Here is a 16,070-nt window from a genome sequence, read left to right on the forward strand (position 1 = left end):
CCCCCGCACCCCCACCCCGCCCCCCCCCCCCCCGCCCCCCCCCCCCCCCGGCCCGCCCCCCCCCCCCCCCCCCCCCCCCCCCCCCCCCCCCCCCCCCCCCCCCCCCCCCCCCCCCCCGGCGCCCCCCCCCCCCCCCCCCCCCCCCCCCCCCCCCCCCCCCCCCCCCCCCCCCCCCCCCCCCGTGCAGGGGGCCGTAGTAACTCCCGGGTCCTTCTGTCAGGCTGCGGGGATCAGGTTGTCGGGGTTGAGGATGTACTCCCGCGCCGCCCCGTGGCCGCGGGCCTCGAAGCCGACCGCGTCGACGCCGCAGTCGACCTCCGGGACGCCGAGGATCTGCTCGATCTGGTCCTTGGGGTCGCCCTGGGAGACGTCGACGGTCTCGCAGCCGAAGCTGCGGGCCTGGGCCAGCCGGTCGGGGTTGAGGTCGCCGACGATGACGACGGCGGCACCGAGCAGTTGCGCCGAGGCGGCGGCCGCCAGGCCCACCGGCCCCGCGCCGGCGATGTAGACCGTCGACCCGATGCCCACCCCGGCGGTCACGCAGCCGTGGTAACCGGTCGGGAAGGTGTCCTAGAGCATCGTCAGGTCGCGGATCTTCTCCAGCGCCTGGTCGCGGTCGGGGAACCTCAGGCAGTTCCAGTCCGCGTAGGGCATCAGCACGTACTCGGCCTGACCGCCCGCCCAGCCGCCCATGTCGACGTAGCCGTACGCCGAGCCGGGCCGGTCGGGGTTGACGTCCAGGCAGATCCCGGTCTTGCCCTCCTTGCAGTTGCGACAGCGCCCGCAGGCGATGTTGAACGGCACGCTCACCAGGTCGCCGACCTCGAGGAACTCGACGCCCGGCCCCTTGTCGACGATCTTCCCGGTGATCTCGTGCCGGGTCGGAGGTGTCGCGATCCGCCGAGCCTCGACCGGATCACCGTGCCGGGGCCCGAACTGCCCACGCCGTCCGCCGGTCCGGCCCGCCCCCACGTACCGTGACCACTCGTGCTCGTGCTCCTCCCCCCGTCGGAGACGAAGGCCCCCGGCGGGGACGGCGGCCCGCTCGACCTGGCCGGCCTCTCGACCCCCGAGCTCACCGCGGTCCGCGTCGAGCTGGCCGAGGCCCTGGTGAAGCTCGCCGTCGACGTCCCGGCGTGCCGCGCCGCGCTCGGGCTGTCCGCCAAGCAGGACGACGAGATCGCGCGCAACGCCGCGCTGTTCACCAGCCCGACCATGCCGGCGCTCGAGCGCTACACCGGGGTGCTCTACGACGCCCTCGACGTCCGGACGCTGACCCGGGCCCAGCGCTCGCGCGCCGACCGGCGGCTGGCGGTGGGCTCGGCGCTGTTCGGACTGGTCCGCGGCTCCGACGCGATCCCCGCGTACCGCCTGTCGGCCGGCTCGTCGCTCCCGGGGCTGCCCACCCTGCGCGCGCTGTGGAAGCCCGCTCTGGGCCCGGTGCTGGCCGCGGCCGGGGAGCTCGTCGTCGACCTGCGCAGCGGGTCCTACGCCGCGCTCGCGCCGGTCCCGGGCGCGGTCACCGTGGACGTGCTCAGCGAGCGGCCCGACGGCACCCGCGCGGTCGTCAGCCACTTCAACAAGGCGCACAAGGGCCGGGTCGCCCGGCTGCTGGCCACGACCACGGCCGAGCCCACGGACGTCGTCCGGCTGCGCGCGCTGCTGCGCCGGGCGGGGTTGCACGTGGAACACGACGGCGGGACGGCGCTGACCTTGGTCGTCCCCGCGGAGCACGTTCCCCGCTGAGCGGTCACACTCCGTGCTTGTCACAGTGATCTGCGTCAGATTGTTGCCCCGGATCGCCGTACCATGGCATAACGTCGAAGCGCGCGAGGCTCGAGAAGCGGGTGGGCGCGAGCAGCACCCTGGCCCCGGCCGGGCGGAAGGGTTTCGGTGGAGGCATCCCCGCGGCGGGACGACGCCGTGAGCAGGCTGGAGGCTGCCCGAGCGGCGCTCCTCCTGCGGAGCGACCCCACCCGGGTCCGCGCCGCGCGTCGGTTGCGCGTCTCCGACGGCGGCTCCGCGGCCCTGGACCGGCTCGTGGAGCTCGCCACCCGGCTGCTCGGCGCGCCATCGGCGCAGATCTCCATCCTCGACGACGCGCACACCGTCGCCGGCATCGCCGGGATCCCGCCGGGCGGGCGCGGCCACGAGTCGCCGCTGGACCAGTCGCCGTGCGCCCTCGCCGCCGCGCTGCGCGCCCCGCTGGTCATCCCCGACGCCCGCGCCGACGCGCGGGTCCGCGACCTCGACCCGGTCACCTCGGGGATCGTCGGCTCCTACCTCGGCGTCCCGCTCGTCGACGAGACGGGGCTGGCCGTCGGCACCCTCTGCGTCTTCGCCGACGAGCCGCGCGCGTGGTCCGACAGCGACGTCGCCACGCTGGCCCAGCTCGCCGCCGCCGTGCTCACCGAGCTCGAGTACACCGCGCTCGCCGGGGAGCACGAGCGCCAGCGGGTGCGCTGGATCCTGGCGATGGACGCCGGCCGGGTCGCCACCTTCGACTGGGACCTCCGCAGCGGCGAGCTGGTCTGGGACGAGCCGCTGATGTCGACCTTCGGCTACACGGCCGCGGAGTTCGACGGCACGATCGAGGCCTTCAACCGCCGCCTGCACCCTGACGACCTGCCCCGGGTGACCAAGGCCCTGCAGGCGTCGATCGAGACCGTCGGCGACTTCGAGGCCGAGTACCGCGTGGTGCGCCCGGACGGCGACACCCGCTGGGTGCAGGCCCGGGGCCGCGCACTGGCCGGGCCGGACGGGGCCGCCGTCCGGCTGCTGGGCGCCGCCTCCGACACGACCGAGGACCGCAGCGCACAGGCCCGCGTGGCCCGCGTGCTCGAGGCGATGCCGGCCGGCTTCTACTCCCTGGACCACCACTGGCGGTTCACCCACGTGAACGCCGAGGCCGAGCGGCTGCTGGGCCGCTCCCGTGCGGAGCTGCTCGGCCACGTGCTGTGGGAGGCCTTCCCCGCGGCCGTCTCGAGCATCTTCGAGGAGAGCTACCGCAGCGCCGTCCGCACCGGGAAGCCGGTCAACTTCGACGCCTACTACCCCCCGCCGCTGGACGGCTGGTACGAGCTGCGCGCCTGGCCGACGCCCGAGGGGTTGTCGGTCTACTTCACCGAGGTCACCGAGCGGCGCCGGATCCGCGAGCGCGCCGAGCGGTCCGCCCAGCGGCTGGCCCTGCTCGCGCAGGCCAGCGCCGAGCTCGCCGGCACCCTGGACGTCGAGGCCGCGACCGCTCGCCTCCCGCGCCTGGTCGTCCCGGCCCTGAGCGACTTCTGCGTGCTCACCGTCATCCAGCCCGACGGCCGGCCCCGCGACGTGGGCAGCTGGCACGTCGACCCGGCCAGCCGACCGGTCCTCGAGCGGTACGCCGAGGTGCGCATGGAGGTCATGCCGGTGACCGCACCGGTCGCCCGCGCGCTGCACACCGGTGAGGCGGTCACCTTCGCCGGCGACGACGTCCTCGACGTGCTCCCGCCGGGCCGGGCCAAGGACCTGCTCGCCGTCCTGGCGCCGTCCACCGAGATCGCCCTCCCCCTGCGCGCCCGCGGGCGGACCGTCGGGCTGCTCACCCTCTTCTACGCGGACGGGCACGCGCCCACCCCGGAGGACGTCGTCGTCGCCCAGGACGTCGCCGACCGGGCCGGACTCGCCCTGGACAACGCGCGCCTCTACGCCCAGCAGCAGCAGCTCGCCGAGGGGTTGCAGCGCAGCCTGCTCACCGAGCCGCCGGAGCCCGACCACGCGCAGATCGCCGTCCGCTACCTGCCGGCCGTCGAGGCCGCCCGCGTCGGGGGCGACTGGTACGACGCGTTCCTCCAGCCGGGCGGGGCCACGATGCTGGTCATCGGCGACGTCGTCGGGCACGACACGGAGGCGGCCGCGGCGATGGGCCAGCTGCGCGGCCTGCTGCGAGGTATCGCGACCTACAGCGACGCCGCGCCGGTGGAGGTGCTGCGCGGGCTGGACGCGTCGATGGCCGTGCTGCAGACGCGGGTGCTGGCCACCGCCGCCGTCGCCCGCTTCGAGCAGACCGACGACGAGCGGGCCCGCGGCGTCACCCGCATGCGCTGGGCCAACGCCGGACACCTGCCGCCGCTGGTCATCAACCCCGACGGCACGGTGGCCGAGCTGGCCGCGTGGAAGGGCGACCTGCTGCTCGGCGTGGACCCCGGGTCGCGCCGGCAGGAGTCGGTGGTGACGCTCGACCGGGGCTCGACGGTGCTGCTGTTCACCGACGGCCTGGTGGAGCGGCGCGACGCCGACCTCGACGCCGGCATGGTGCGCCTGCGGGAGGCGCTGACCGAGCTGGCCGACCGGCCGCTGGAGCAGCTGCTCGACGACGTGATCGAGCGGCTGGTCGACGGCCGCCCGGAGGACGACGTCGCGCTGGTCGCCGTCCGGCTGCACCCGCAGGACCGCCCGCGGCCGCCGGAGGCCGGGCCCAACGTGGTGCCGGACGTCGTCCCCGAGGAGCCTGCCACCTAGCCTTCCGGTGTGACGACCTCCACCGACGAGCTGTGCCTGCGCCCCGCGACGGAGCTGGCCGCGCTGATCCGCTCCCGTCAGCTGTCGGCGCGCGAGCTGACCGACGCCTGCCTGGACCGGATCGAGCGGCTCGACCCACAGGTGAACGCCGTCGTCACCCTGGACGCCGAGGGCGCCCGTGCGGCCGCCGACGCCGCGGACGCCGCCCTGGCCGCCGGCGAGGAGGTCGGCCCGCTGCACGGCCTGCCCGTGGCGCACAAGGACACCCACGCCACCGCCGGCATGCGCACGACCTGGGGGTCACCGCTGCACCGCGACACCGTCCCCGAGCAGGACGAGCTGGTCGTCGCCCGGCTGCGGGCGGCCGGCACGGTGCGGCTGGGCAAGACCAACACCCCGGAGTTCGCCGCCGGCTCGCACACGTTCAACACGCTGTTCGGGGTGACCCACAACCCGTACCGGCACGGCCTGTCCGCGGGCGGCTCGAGCGGCGGGGCGGCCGCCGCGCTGGCCGCCGGCTTCGTGCCGGTCGCCGAGGGCAGCGACATGGGCGGCTCGCTGCGCAACCCGGCGGCGTTCTGCAACGTCGTCGGGCTGCGGCCGACGCCGGGCCGGGTGCCGGTCTGGCCGACGTCGATCGGCTGGTCGCAGCTGTCGGTGCAGGGGCCGATGGGCCGCACCGTCGCCGACGTCGCGCTGGTCCTCTCCGCGATCGCCGGTCCGGACCGCCGGGTGCCGATCGCCCTGGACGACCCCGGCGCGCCGTTCGCCGCTGCGCTCCCCGAGCGCCTCGACGGGCTGCGGGTGGCCTGGGCGCCCGACCTCGGCGGCCGGGTGCGGGTCGACCCGGCCATCACCGCGGTGCTGGAGGGGTCGGTGCGGGTCTTCGAGGACCTCGGCGCGACCGTCGAGGCCGACTGCCCCGACCTGTCCGGCGCCGACGACGTCTTCGGCACGCTGCGCGCCTGGCTGTTCGACGCCGCCTACTCCGACCTCGCCCGGCAGCACCCGGACCAGGTGAAGGAGTCGATCCGCTGGAACGCCGAGATGGGCGCGAAGCTCTCCGGCTCCGACCTCGCCCGCGCCGAGACCGCGCACACCGCGCTGTACGAGCGGACCGTCGGGTTCTTCGACCGCTACGACGTCCTGCTGGCACCCACGACGCAGGTGCTGCCCTTCCCGGTCGAGCAGGAGTACCCGACCGAGATCGCCGGCCGGCCGCTCGAGAACTACCTGGAGTGGATGCGCGCCTGCACGCTCATCACCCCGACCGGCTGCCCGGCGCTCTCGGTGCCCGGCGGGTTCACCGACGACGGCCTGCCGGTCGGGCTGCAGGTGGTGGCCGCACCGCGGGCCGACCGCCGCGTGCTGGAGGTGGGCCACGCGTTCGAGCAGGCCACTCGGTTCGGCGACCGCCGTCCGGCCCTGTGAGCCCCGCCCCTGCGAGCCGGGAGCCCCATCACCGCTACGGGTGGGTGCTCGGCGTCGCCGTCGCCGTGCTGGTCGTGGACCAGGCGACCAAGGCGTGGGCGGTGGCCGCGCTCGGGAACGGCCGGCGGATCGACCTGGCCGGTGACCTGCTGGGCCTGCGGCTGCTCTACAACCCGGGGGCCGCGTTCTCCATCGGCAGCGGCGCCACCTGGCTGTTCACCATCGTGTCCGGCGTGGCGGTGGTCGCGCTGGCCTGGTACTCGCGGCGGGTGCACTCGACGGCCTGGGCCATCGCGCTGGGGCTGCTGCTCGGCGGTGCGGCGACCCACTTCGGCGACCGGCTGCTGCGCGCGCCGGCGTTCGGCCGCGGCCACGTCGTCGACTTCATCGACTACGCGGGGCTGTTCGTCGGCAACGTCGCCGACATCGCGCTGTTCTGCGGGGTCCTGCTGGCGCTGGTGCTCTCGCTGCGCGGCGACCGGGAGCCGACCCCGTCGTCTGGGACCGACTAGCCCTCTCTAGCCGGAGCGCTAGAGAGGGCCAGACACGGCTATCGGCCCCGTCGCGAGCTCGCGAGCGATCGGGGCAGGCGTCCCCTCTCAGGTGCGCCGGCGCAGGCCGCGCAGCGTGCGGACGGCGACCAGCAGCTCGGCGAGCTCGTGGCGGTCCCCGGCGGCGATGTCCACCAGCTGGGCCGCGGCTCGCTGCTGGGTGCCGTCCCAGCCGCCCGTCCAGCGGGCCACCAGGTCGTCGGCGGGCTCGGTGTCGGCTCGCCGTCCGCCGAGCACCTCGGCGGTCAGCGCGGCCTGCTCCGCGGCCAGGTCGTCGCGCAGCGCCGCCCGGGCCATCGACGGCCAGCGGCGGTCGCGCGGCAGGTCGATGACCCGCTCGCGCAGCGGCACGAGGCTCAGTCGCTCGGCGAGGCACTGCTGCACCCGGCCGGCCAGGTCGATCGGGGCGCGGGTGCGCTCGGCGACGACGGCCAGGTCGAGCGCGGCGGGCAGCAGCGGGGCGGCGGCCACCTCGGCGGCGAGCTCCGCGGGCACGCCGACCTCCTCCAGCCGCGCCGCCCGCTCGGCGTAGGCCGCTGCCTCCGAGCCCAGCAGCCACGACGGCAGCCCCGCCCGCACCGCGGCCACGGGCGCGGCGAACCGTTCCGTCACCGCCCCGATGGGCACCGCGCCCTCGTCCGTGGCGAGCGTCGGGAGGGCCAGCAGCCACCGGGTCGCCCGCTCGGCCAGCCGGGTGGCCTCGGTGCGCAGCTCCACCTGCGTCTCGGCCGGGACGCGGTTGTCCAGCGGCCGGGTGGCGTCCCAGAGCCGGTCGACGCCGAAGACCGCGCGGGCCACCACGTGCGCCCGCACCACGCCGGCCAGCGGCACGCCGGTCTCCTCCACCAGCCGGTACAGGCCGGTCACGCCGGCGACGTTCACCGCCCGGTTGGTCAGCGCGGTGGCGACGATCTCCCGCCGCAGCGGGTGGCCGGTGATCGCCTCCGGGTAGCGCCGGCGCAGCTCGGCCGGGAAGTACCCGACCAGCAGGTCCTCCAGGGCCGGGTCGTCGGGCAGGTCCGAGGCCAGGACGGCGTCCCCGGTCTGCAGCTTGGCGTAGGCGAGCAGCACCGACAGCTCCGGACCGGTCAGCGCCTGGCCGTCCCGCCGCCGCTCCGCGAGCTGGCGGTCGTCGGGCAGCGCCTCCACGCTGCGCACCAGCCGGCCGCTGCGCTCCAGCGCCCGCAGGTAGCGCTGCTGGGCGTCGAGCAGGCTGCGCGCGGAGGTCACCTCGACGGCCAGGATCGCGTTCTGCGCGTGGTTGTCGGTGAGGACGGCGGCGGCGACCTCGTCGGTCATGTCGCCGAGCAGGGCCGCCCGGCCCTCGGCGTCCAGCTCCCCGGCCTCGACCACCCGGCCCAGGGCGATCTTGATGTTGACCTCGTGGTCGGAGGTGTCCACGCCGGCGGAGTTGTCGATCGCGTCGGTGTTCACCCTGCCGCCGGCCAGCGCGTACTCGACCCGGCCGCGCTGGGTGAGGCCGAGGTTGCCGCCCTCCCCCACCACGCGGACCCGCAGGTCGCGGCCGTCGACCCGGACGGCGTCGTTGGCCTTGTCCCCCACGTCCAGGGAGCTCTCCGTCGACGCCTTGACGTAGGTGCCGATCCCGCCGTTGAACAGCAGGTCCACCGGGGCGGTCAGGACGGCGCGGACGAGTTCGACCGGGCTGAGCACCTCGACGTCGGCGGGCAGCCCCAGCGCGGTCCGCATCGGCTCGCTCACCGGGATGGACTTCGCCGTCCGCGGCCAGACCCCGCCGCCGGGACTGATCAGCGCCGGGTCGTAATCGGCCCACGACGAGCGCGGCAGGTCGAACAGCCGGCGGCGCTCGGCGAAGGAGGCGGCGGCGTCCGGCGTGGGGTCGACGAAGACGTGCCGGTGGTCGAAGGCGGCGACCAGCCGGATGTGCTCCGAGAGCAGCATGCCGTTGCCGAACACGTCGCCGGACATGTCGCCGATGCCCACGACGGTGAAGTCCTGGCGCTGCGCGTCGAGGTCGAGCTCGCGGAAGTGGCGGGTGACCGACTCCCACGCGCCGCGGGCGGTGATGCCCATGGCCTTGTGGTCGTAGCCGACCGAGCCGCCCGAGGCGAAGGCGTCGCCCAGCCAGAAGCCGCGCTCCAGCGCCACCGCGTTGGCCAGGTCGGAGAAGGTCGCCGTCCCCTTGTCGGCGGCGACCACCAGGTAGGGGTCGTCGCCGTCGTGGCGCACCACGCGCTCGGGCGGGACGACGCGGCCCTCGACCAGGTCGTCGGTCAGCGACAGCAGCGCGCCGATGAACAGCCGGTAGCAGGCCTGGCCCTCGGCGAGGTGCGCGTCGCGGCCGGCGCTCTCCGCCGGGGGCCGGCGCACCACGAAGCCGCCCTTGGCGCCGGTGGGCACGATGACGGTGTTCTTCACCATCTGCGCCTTGACCAGCCCCAGGACCTCGGTGCGGAGGTCCTCGTGCCGGTCGGACCAGCGCAGCCCGCCGCGGGCCACCGCGCCGAAGCGCAGGTGCACGCCGGCCACCCGCGGGGAGCTGACCCAGACCTCGCGGTCGGGCCGGGGCTCGGGCAGGTCGGGCACCCCGGCCGGGTGCAGCTTGATCGCCAGCGGCCCGCCCGCGTAGTACGTCGTCCGGACGGTGGCGGTCACGGCGGCGAGCAGCGCGGTGAGCACGCGGTCGGCGTCGAGGGACTCGACCTCGCCGATGGCCGCGCGCAGCGACTCGACCAGCTGCTCCTGGCGGCGCTCGCGGCCGGCGTCGCGGCCCGGCGAGAACCGGGTCTCGAACAGCGCGACCAGCCGGGCGACGACGTCCGGGTGCGCGGCCAGCGTCGTCTCCACGTACCGCTGGCCGAACGGCAGCCCGGCCTGCCGCAGCCACTGCACGTAGGCACGGACGACGGAGACCTGGCGCCAGTTGAGCCCGGCCAGCAGCACCAGGGCGCCCAGGCCGTCGTCCTCGGCCTCGCCGCGCCACACCGCCGAGAGCGCGTCGGTGAACCGTTCCGGCAGCGAGCCGGGGAAGGGCAGCTCGCCGGCGGGGGCGGTGAGCCCGAAGTCGTAGATCCAGGCCAGCGGCGCGCCGATCCGGTCGATCTCGTAGGGCCGTTCGTCGACCACGTCGACGCCCATGTGCTGCAGCATCGGGAGCACGTCGGAGAGCAGCAGCCGCTGCCCCACCCGGTAGACGGCCAGCCGCGGCTCGCTGGTCGAGGAGCCGCGGCGCAGTACCAGCCCGATCTCGCCCTCGGCCAGCGCGTCGAGCCGCTCGAGGTCCTCGACGGCGACCGACGCGGGGAAGTCCTCGTGGTAGGCGGCCGGGAAGGCGTCGGCGACGCGGGCCAGCCGCCGCTCGGCGTCCTCCCCGTAGCGGGCCCGCAGCGCCTCGGCCAGGTCGTCGGTCCAGCTCCGGACGACGGCGGCCAGCTCCGCCTGCAGCGCGTCCACGTCGACGTCGGGCAGCGCCGGCCGGCCGCTGCGGGCCACCGGCGGGCGGACGACGAAGTGCAGCCGCGCCAGCACCGACTCGGTGATCCACGCCGTGTACTCGATGCTCGTGCCGCCCAGCCGCTCCAGCAGCAGCTGCTGGATCGCCAGCCGCACCTCGGTCGTGTACCGGTCCCGGGGCAGGTAGACGATCGCCGACCAGAACCGGCCCCCGGGGTCGCGGCGCAGGAACAGCCGGGTCTGCCGGCGCTCCTGCAGGTGCAGCACGGCCAGCGCGACCGGCACCAGCTCGTCGGCGCCGACCTGGAACAGCTCGTCGCGGGGGTAGGTCTCCAGGACGTCGAGCAGCTGCATGCCGGTGTGGCTGTCGGCCGGCACCCCGGAGCGGGTCAGCACCTCGGCCACCCGGCGGCGCACCAGGGGCACGTCACGGACGCTGTGCGCGGCGACCGCCGTGGGGAACAGCCCGGCGAGCTGGTGCTGCCGCGCGGGACCGCCGTCCTCGGCGGGGAGGGTCACCGTGACCACGTCCAGCCACGCGCGGCGGTGGACCGTCGAGCGGGTGTCGGCCTTGGCGACGGTGAGCAGGGCGGGGCCGGGTGTCCCCTCGGGGACGGAGGTCGTCTCGACGTCGCTGCGCAGCACGCCCAGCCCGCTGCCGGGCACGGCACGGACCGTCGTCCGCTCCGGGACCCGCAGCAGGTCGACGTCCCGGGCGCCGAGCAGGACGAAGTTGCCGTCGGTCAGCCAGCGCAGCAGCGCCGCCGCCTCGGCCGGGTCGGCCGCGGGGTCGCCGTCGGGCGCCGGAGCCGCCCGGTCGAGGCGCTCGGCCAGCTCCAGGGCGCGGGCGCGCATGCGGCCGACGTCCTCGTCCACGGCGCGGACGTCGGCCAGCACGGTGCGCAGCCCGGCGACCAGGTCGGCCGTGGCCTCCTCGTCCAGCGGCCCGTCGAGGACCACGGCCATCCACGACTCGGCCAGCGCGTCGGACCCGCAGGCCGCGGCGTCCCCGCTGTCGCAGAAGGCCCGGATCCGGCCGGTGAGGTCGCGGCGGACCACCACCACCGGGTGGACGACGTGCTCGAGCCGGAAGCCCTGCCGGATCACCTCGGCGGTGACCGAGTCGACGAGGAAGGGCATGTCGTCGGTGACGACCAGCACCACCGAACGGGGCCGGGCGCCGGGGCGGTCGGGCAGCCGCTGGACGTCGACGGTCGCCGAACCCTGCGGGCGGACCTCCGCCAGGCGCAGGTGGGCCAGCGCCAGGGCGGCGAGGTCGGCCGGGTCGTGGTCGAGCACCTCGGCGGCCGGCTCGTTCCAGTAGTAGCGCTGGAGCAGCGCCGGGACGTCGTCGGCGCCGCAGCCGGGTGGTAGCCCCGACCGGGAGTCGAGGGCGCCGCGCGCCGCCCGCTCCAGGAGCCGGGACTTCTCCTGCCGGGCCGCCTCGAGGGCGGCCAGTTCGCTGGGGGCGGCTGCGGGTGACGCGCCGGCCGCGGGGCCCGCTCCCGGGGTCGCCGGGGCGGTGCCGATGGTGCTGGCCATGACGGTTGACGCTATCCCGAGGGTGTGCGCCCGGTCACGACGACGCGAGGCGAGTTCAGCGCTTCTCGGTCAACTGGTCGGCCACCCAGCCCCCGATGGCCAGCAGCAGCCCGCCGACGATCGCGCTGCCGAACCCGTTGACCTGCAGGCGGTCGGTGATCGCCGCGGTGATGCCGAGCAGGGCCGCGTTGATCACCAGCAGGAACAGACCCAGGGTCAGCAGCACGAACGGCAGGGACAGCAGCCGCAGGATCGGCCCGACGATCGCGTTGACGACGGCGAAGATCAGGGCGATCCACAGGTAGGTGCCGGGCTCCCCGAGCGGACCGTTCGGGTTGGGGATCACCTCGATGCCGTCCAGCAGGTAGGCGACGCCGTAGAAGACGGCGGCCATGATGACGACCTTGACGAGGAACCTCAGCACGCCGCCCACGCTAGCGGCGGGTGATCACGATCCGGCCGTGTCGGGCCCTCTACGAGTCTCTAGCACGTCGCCTAGACAGGGCCAGACGGCGATCGACAGGGGCAGGCTGCGGTCGAGCGGTCGACGGCGGGGCGGGTCCCGGCCGGCCGCTGCTGATCGCTGACCGTCGCACGCATCGATCGGGCTCCTGCGGGCACACTCCTCCTCGCGGGGACCGGAGAGGTGGGCAGCGATGGACCGACTGGTGGTGGTCGGCGCATCCGCCGGTGGCCTGGGCCCGCTGCAGGAGCTGGTCGCGGCGCTGCCCCCGGACCTCCCCGCCGCCGTCCTCGTGGTGGTGCACCTGCCACCCTCCGCCGACAGCCGCCTGCCCCGGCTGGTGTCCCACTGGGGGCCGCTGCCCGCGCGCCACGCCGTGGACGGGGACGCGCTGGCCCCGGGGACGGTGCTCGTGGCACCCCCGGACCGGCACCTGCTGGTCCGCGACTCCCGGGTGCGGCTGTCGCGCGGACCCCGGGTGAACCGGCAGCGGCCGGCCGTGGACCCGCTGTTCCGCACCGCCGCACAGTCCTACGGCCCCGGTGTCGTGGCCGTCGTCCTCTCCGGCGCGCTGGACGACGGCGCCGTGGGCGCGGCGAGCGTGGCCGCCCAGGACGGCACCGTCCTCGTCCAGGACCCGGCCGAGGCCCGGGTCTCGGCGATGCCGCGGGCCGCGCTGACGACCGTCCGCCGGGCCCGGTCGCTCGCCGCCGCCGCGCTCGGAGCCGCTGTCACCGACGTCGTGTGCGGGCCCTTCCCTTCCTCCGCGCCGGCCACCACCCGAGAGAGGAGCAGGTCCATGGAGGGCGGACCGACCGCGGTCACCGACCTGGGCACGCCCGCGGCCGTGGGCTGCCCCGAGTGCCAGGGCGGCATGTACGAGACGGTCCCGGACAGCACGGCGAGCTACACCTGCCACGTCGGGCACACCTGGAGCGCGCAGACGCTCCTGGACGCCCAACGGCAGGCCGTGGAGGGCGCCATCTACAACGCCGCCTCGAAGCTGCTGGAGATGGCCGCGGTGCACCGGCGGCTGGCCGAGCTCGACACCGGGGAGGCCGGCAGCCGGGAGGAGAACCTCCGGGCCGCCGAGCTGGCCGAGCGCCGGGCGGAGCGGATCCAGGCCCTGGCGGTCGAGGACCCCGACGGCGACACGCCCTAGCCGCTTCTACCGACGTCTACGGCGAGGGCTAGACGACGCCATACGGTGCTCGACATGGACCCCGTCCGGAACCCGTACGCGCCCGGCGCCGGTCAGCGCCCGCCGGAGCTCGCCGGTCGCGACACCGAGCTGTCGGCCTTCGACGTCGTCCTCGAGCGGATCGCGCACGGCCGCCCGGAGCGGTCCCTGGTGCTGACCGGGCTGCGCGGCGTGGGCAAGACGGTGCTGCTCAACCAGCTGCGGTCGGCGGCGATCAGCCGCGGCTGGGGCACCGGCAAGATCGAGGCGCGCCCGGACCAGTCGCTGCGCCGGCCGGTGTCCTCCGCGCTGCACATGGCGCTGCGCGAGCTGCGCCACCCCGACCAGGAGTCGATGGACGCCGTCCTGGGCGTGCTCAAGGCCTTCGCGCAGCGGCAGTCGGCGGACGCCAAGGTGCGCGACCGCTGGCAGCCGGGCATCGACGTCCCCGCGGCCAACGGGCGGGCCGACTCCGGGGACATGGAGATCGACCTGGTCGAGCTGCTCAGCGACGCCGCGGGGCTCGCCGCCGACGTCGGCAAGGGCGTCGCGCTGTTCATCGACGAGATGCAGGACGTCCAGGCCCCCGACGTCTCGGCGATCTGCGCCGCCTGCCACGAGCTGTCGCAGCAGGGCGCGCCGCTGATCGTCGTCGGTGCGGGCCTCCCCCACCTGCCGGCGGTGCTGTCGGCGTCGAAGAGCTACTCCGAGCGGCTGTTCCGCTACCTGCGCATCGACCGGCTCGACCGGGCCGCCGCCGACCGGGCGCTGCTCGCCCCGGCCGAGCGGGAGGAGGTCACCTTCGAGGCGGAGGCGCTCGACGCGCTGTACGCGGCCGCCGACGGCTACCCGTACTTCGTGCAGGCCTACGGGAAGGTCACGTGGGACGTCGCGGCCGCCTCACCGATCACCGCGGCGGACGTCGCGATGGCCGCGCCGGTCGCCGAGGCCGAGCTGGCGGTCGGGTTCTTCGGGTCCCGCTACGACCGCGCCACGCCCGCCGAGCGGGAGTACATGCACGCGATGGCCGAGCTGGGCGGGCCGAACGGGGCCGCGGTGGCGACGTCGGAGGTCGCGGTGTCGCTGGGCCGCAAGCCGGCGTCCCTGTCCCCCGCGCGCGACTCGCTGATCAAGAAGGGTCTGGTCTACTCGGCCGAGCGCGGGCAGATCGCGTTCACCGTGCCGCACTTCGGCCGCTACCTGCTCAGTCACCCCGACTGAGGCCCGGCGCCACAGGTCGGCACGGTGTGTGCACGTGCCGTCGTCCCGGGACCCCGGGAACCGCGGTGAGCGCACACGGGGAGGACCGGTCCAAGGGCCCTGGCCCATCCGGTGCCCGCCGGTCGAGCATGGACGGACCCTCGTCCCGATCGGGGTCCTCATGACCGCCACCCCCGCGCCCGCACCGGCACACCCGACCCGGTCCACGCCGCCCGGGCTGGGGCTCGCCGGCCTGGCCGTCGGCTTCCTGCCGTGGATCGTCTTCGCCTTCGTCGCCCAGCGGCTCGCCTCCGACGGCGTGGCCTGGGCCGCGCTGGTGGCCGCCGCCATCGCGGGCATCGCCCTGGTGCGGGCCCAGCGCCGGCACGGGCCGCGCATCCTCGACATCGGCTCGCTGGTCCTGTTCGGGGTCATCGCCGTGGTGGGGTTCGCCGGGGGCCCCGTTGTCGACCGGTGGCTGTACGAGTGGGGCAGGCCGCTGGTCGGCGTGACGCTGGGCCTGTACCTGCTGCTGACCGTGCCGGTGCTGCCGTTCACCGCGGAGTACGCCCGCCAGAGCACGCCCCGTGAGTACTGGGACTCCCCGGCCTTCACGAAGATCAACCGGGTGCTCAGCGCCGCGTGGGCGGTGGCGATCGCGGCGATGGGCGCGGCCTCCGCCCTGGTCACCGCGCTGGGCCTCGACGCGACGGGCGGCCCCGGCAGCCACCTCGCCGAGCTGCTGCTCGACTGGGTCCTGCCGATCGCGGTGATCTGGGGCATGGTGCGGTTCACCGCCACGTATCCCGACCGGGTGACGGGGGCACCGGCCGGAGCCGACCGGCGAGGACCGCCGCACACCTGATCGGGCGGGGCCGGCGCGGTTGGCCGATCGGCTCCGTGGGCAGGCCCGTCCCCGGCGTCCCCTGACCAGGGGGCCGAGGAACGGGGACGGGCGTGCCGACGTGGCTGGAAGCCGGGCTCTGGGGCCTGCTGGGCGGCGGGGCGCTGGTGCTCGGCGCGCTGGTCGCCTGGTTCGTGCGGGTGCCGCAGACGGTCATCGCCTCGGTCATGGCCTTCGGGTCCGGTGTGCTGATCTCCGCCGTCGCCTTCGACCTCATGGCCGAGGCAGCCGAGACCGGCGGGCTGCCGGCCACGGCGGTCGGGTTCGTCGGTGGCGCGCTGGCCTACCTGGCGGCCAACGAGGCGCTGGCCCGGCGCGGCGCCCGGCACCGCAAGCGGTCGGGGACCCAGCAGCCCTCGGAGGACGAGCAGTCCGGCAGCGGGGCCGCGATCGCGATCGGGGCGCTGCTCGACGGCGTCCCGGAGTCCGTCGTCCTCGGGCTCGGGCTGCTGGGCGGCGGGTCGGTGAGCGCCTCGGTGCTGGCCGCGGTGTTCATCTCCAACGTGCCCGAGGGGCTGTCCTCGGCCGCCGGGATGAAGGCCAACGGCCGCTCCGCGCGCTACGTGTTCAGCGTGTGGGGCGGGATCGCGGTCGCCAGCGGCCTCGCGGCGCTGGTCGGCTACGCCGCGCTGGGCGGGGCGCCGCCCGAGGCGATCGCGGTCATCACCGCCGTGGCCGCCGGGGCGATCCTGACCATGATCGCCGACACGATGATCCCGGAGGCGTTCGAGCGCACCCGCACCTGGACCGGTGTGATCACGACGCTGGGCTTCCTGGTCGCCTTCGCGATCGAGGTCGCCTGACGACGACCGCGCAGCCCACCGTGCGGCCGGTGGGACCGCCTGCCCTGCGGCCTCGGCCCGGGCC

12 protein-coding genes are annotated in these 16,070 nt (G+C 75.7%); 8 read left to right on the forward strand and 4 right to left on the reverse strand.

The annotated features are described in order from the left end of the window. Window positions 1-216: 216 nt before the first annotated feature. Both ACI79D_RS22375 and ACI79D_RS22380 read right to left on the reverse strand, forming a co-directional pair. On the reverse strand, window positions 217-540 hold the full coding sequence (locus ACI79D_RS22375; protein ID WP_456920714.1) for a zinc-binding dehydrogenase: 324 nt from the start codon (window positions 538-540) through the stop codon (window positions 217-219). Window positions 541-570: 30 nt separating this feature from the next. Then, window positions 571-972: an alcohol dehydrogenase catalytic domain-containing protein gene (locus ACI79D_RS22380; RefSeq protein WP_456920715.1), complete on the reverse strand. Its 402-nt coding sequence runs from the start codon at window positions 970-972 to the stop codon at window positions 571-573. 15 nt (window positions 973-987) lie between these two features. Between ACI79D_RS22380 and yaaA the strand changes: the two genes are divergently transcribed. From yaaA to ACI79D_RS22400, 4 genes are all read left to right on the forward strand, one after another. Then, complete coding sequence (gene yaaA / locus ACI79D_RS22385) at window positions 988-1,746, forward strand: peroxide stress protein YaaA (RefSeq protein ID WP_456920716.1); 759 nt, start codon at window positions 988-990, stop codon at window positions 1,744-1,746. Between the two features lie 177 nt (window positions 1,747-1,923). Beyond that, complete coding sequence (locus ACI79D_RS22390; RefSeq protein ID WP_456920717.1) at window positions 1,924-4,497, forward strand: SpoIIE family protein phosphatase; 2,574 nt, start codon at window positions 1,924-1,926, stop codon at window positions 4,495-4,497. Between the two features lie 9 nt (window positions 4,498-4,506). Continuing rightward, entirely contained in the window at window positions 4,507-5,928 is a 1,422-nt protein-coding gene (locus ACI79D_RS22395; RefSeq protein ID WP_456920718.1) for an amidase, read from the forward strand. Then, window positions 5,925-6,440 carry a signal peptidase II gene (locus tag ACI79D_RS22400; protein ID WP_456920719.1) on the forward strand — a complete coding sequence of 172 codons (516 nt, stop codon included), beginning with the start codon at window positions 5,925-5,927 and terminating at the stop codon, window positions 6,438-6,440. The genes ACI79D_RS22395 and ACI79D_RS22400 overlap by 4 nt, the downstream gene beginning before the upstream one ends. Before the next feature lie 87 nt (window positions 6,441-6,527). On the opposite strand, the gene ACI79D_RS22405 is transcribed toward ACI79D_RS22400, so the two are convergent. Beyond that, window positions 6,528-11,456 (reverse strand): NAD-glutamate dehydrogenase, encoded by a 4,929-nt coding sequence (locus tag ACI79D_RS22405; protein ID WP_456920720.1) that lies wholly within the window; start codon window positions 11,454-11,456, stop codon window positions 6,528-6,530. Between the two features lie 55 nt (window positions 11,457-11,511). Beyond that, window positions 11,512-11,880 carry a phage holin family protein gene (locus tag ACI79D_RS22410; protein WP_456920721.1) on the reverse strand — a complete coding sequence of 123 codons (369 nt, stop codon included), beginning with the start codon at window positions 11,878-11,880 and terminating at the stop codon, window positions 11,512-11,514. 232 nt (window positions 11,881-12,112) lie between these two features. Here ACI79D_RS22410 and ACI79D_RS22415 point away from each other — a divergent pair, with 232 nt between their 5' ends. From ACI79D_RS22415 to ACI79D_RS22430, 4 genes are all read left to right on the forward strand, one after another. After that, window positions 12,113-13,081: a chemotaxis protein CheB gene (locus tag ACI79D_RS22415; RefSeq protein WP_456920722.1), complete on the forward strand. Its 969-nt coding sequence runs from the start codon at window positions 12,113-12,115 to the stop codon at window positions 13,079-13,081. 54 nt (window positions 13,082-13,135) lie between these two features. Beyond that, window positions 13,136-14,320: an AAA family ATPase gene (locus ACI79D_RS22420; protein WP_456920723.1), complete on the forward strand. Its 1,185-nt coding sequence runs from the start codon at window positions 13,136-13,138 to the stop codon at window positions 14,318-14,320. Window positions 14,321-14,480: 160 nt separating this feature from the next. After that, the gene (locus ACI79D_RS22425; protein WP_456920724.1) at window positions 14,481-15,164 is read left to right on the forward strand and encodes a hypothetical protein; all 684 of its coding nucleotides are present in this window, start codon (window positions 14,481-14,483) and stop codon (window positions 15,162-15,164) included. Window positions 15,165-15,256: 92 nt separating this feature from the next. Then, window positions 15,257-16,006, forward strand: a complete 750-nt coding sequence (locus tag ACI79D_RS22430) for a ZIP family metal transporter (RefSeq protein ID WP_456920725.1) — start codon at window positions 15,257-15,259, stop codon at window positions 16,004-16,006. Window positions 16,007-16,070 lie beyond the last annotated feature (64 nt).

It is taken from the genome of Geodermatophilus sp. SYSU D00708 (assembly GCF_054050115.1).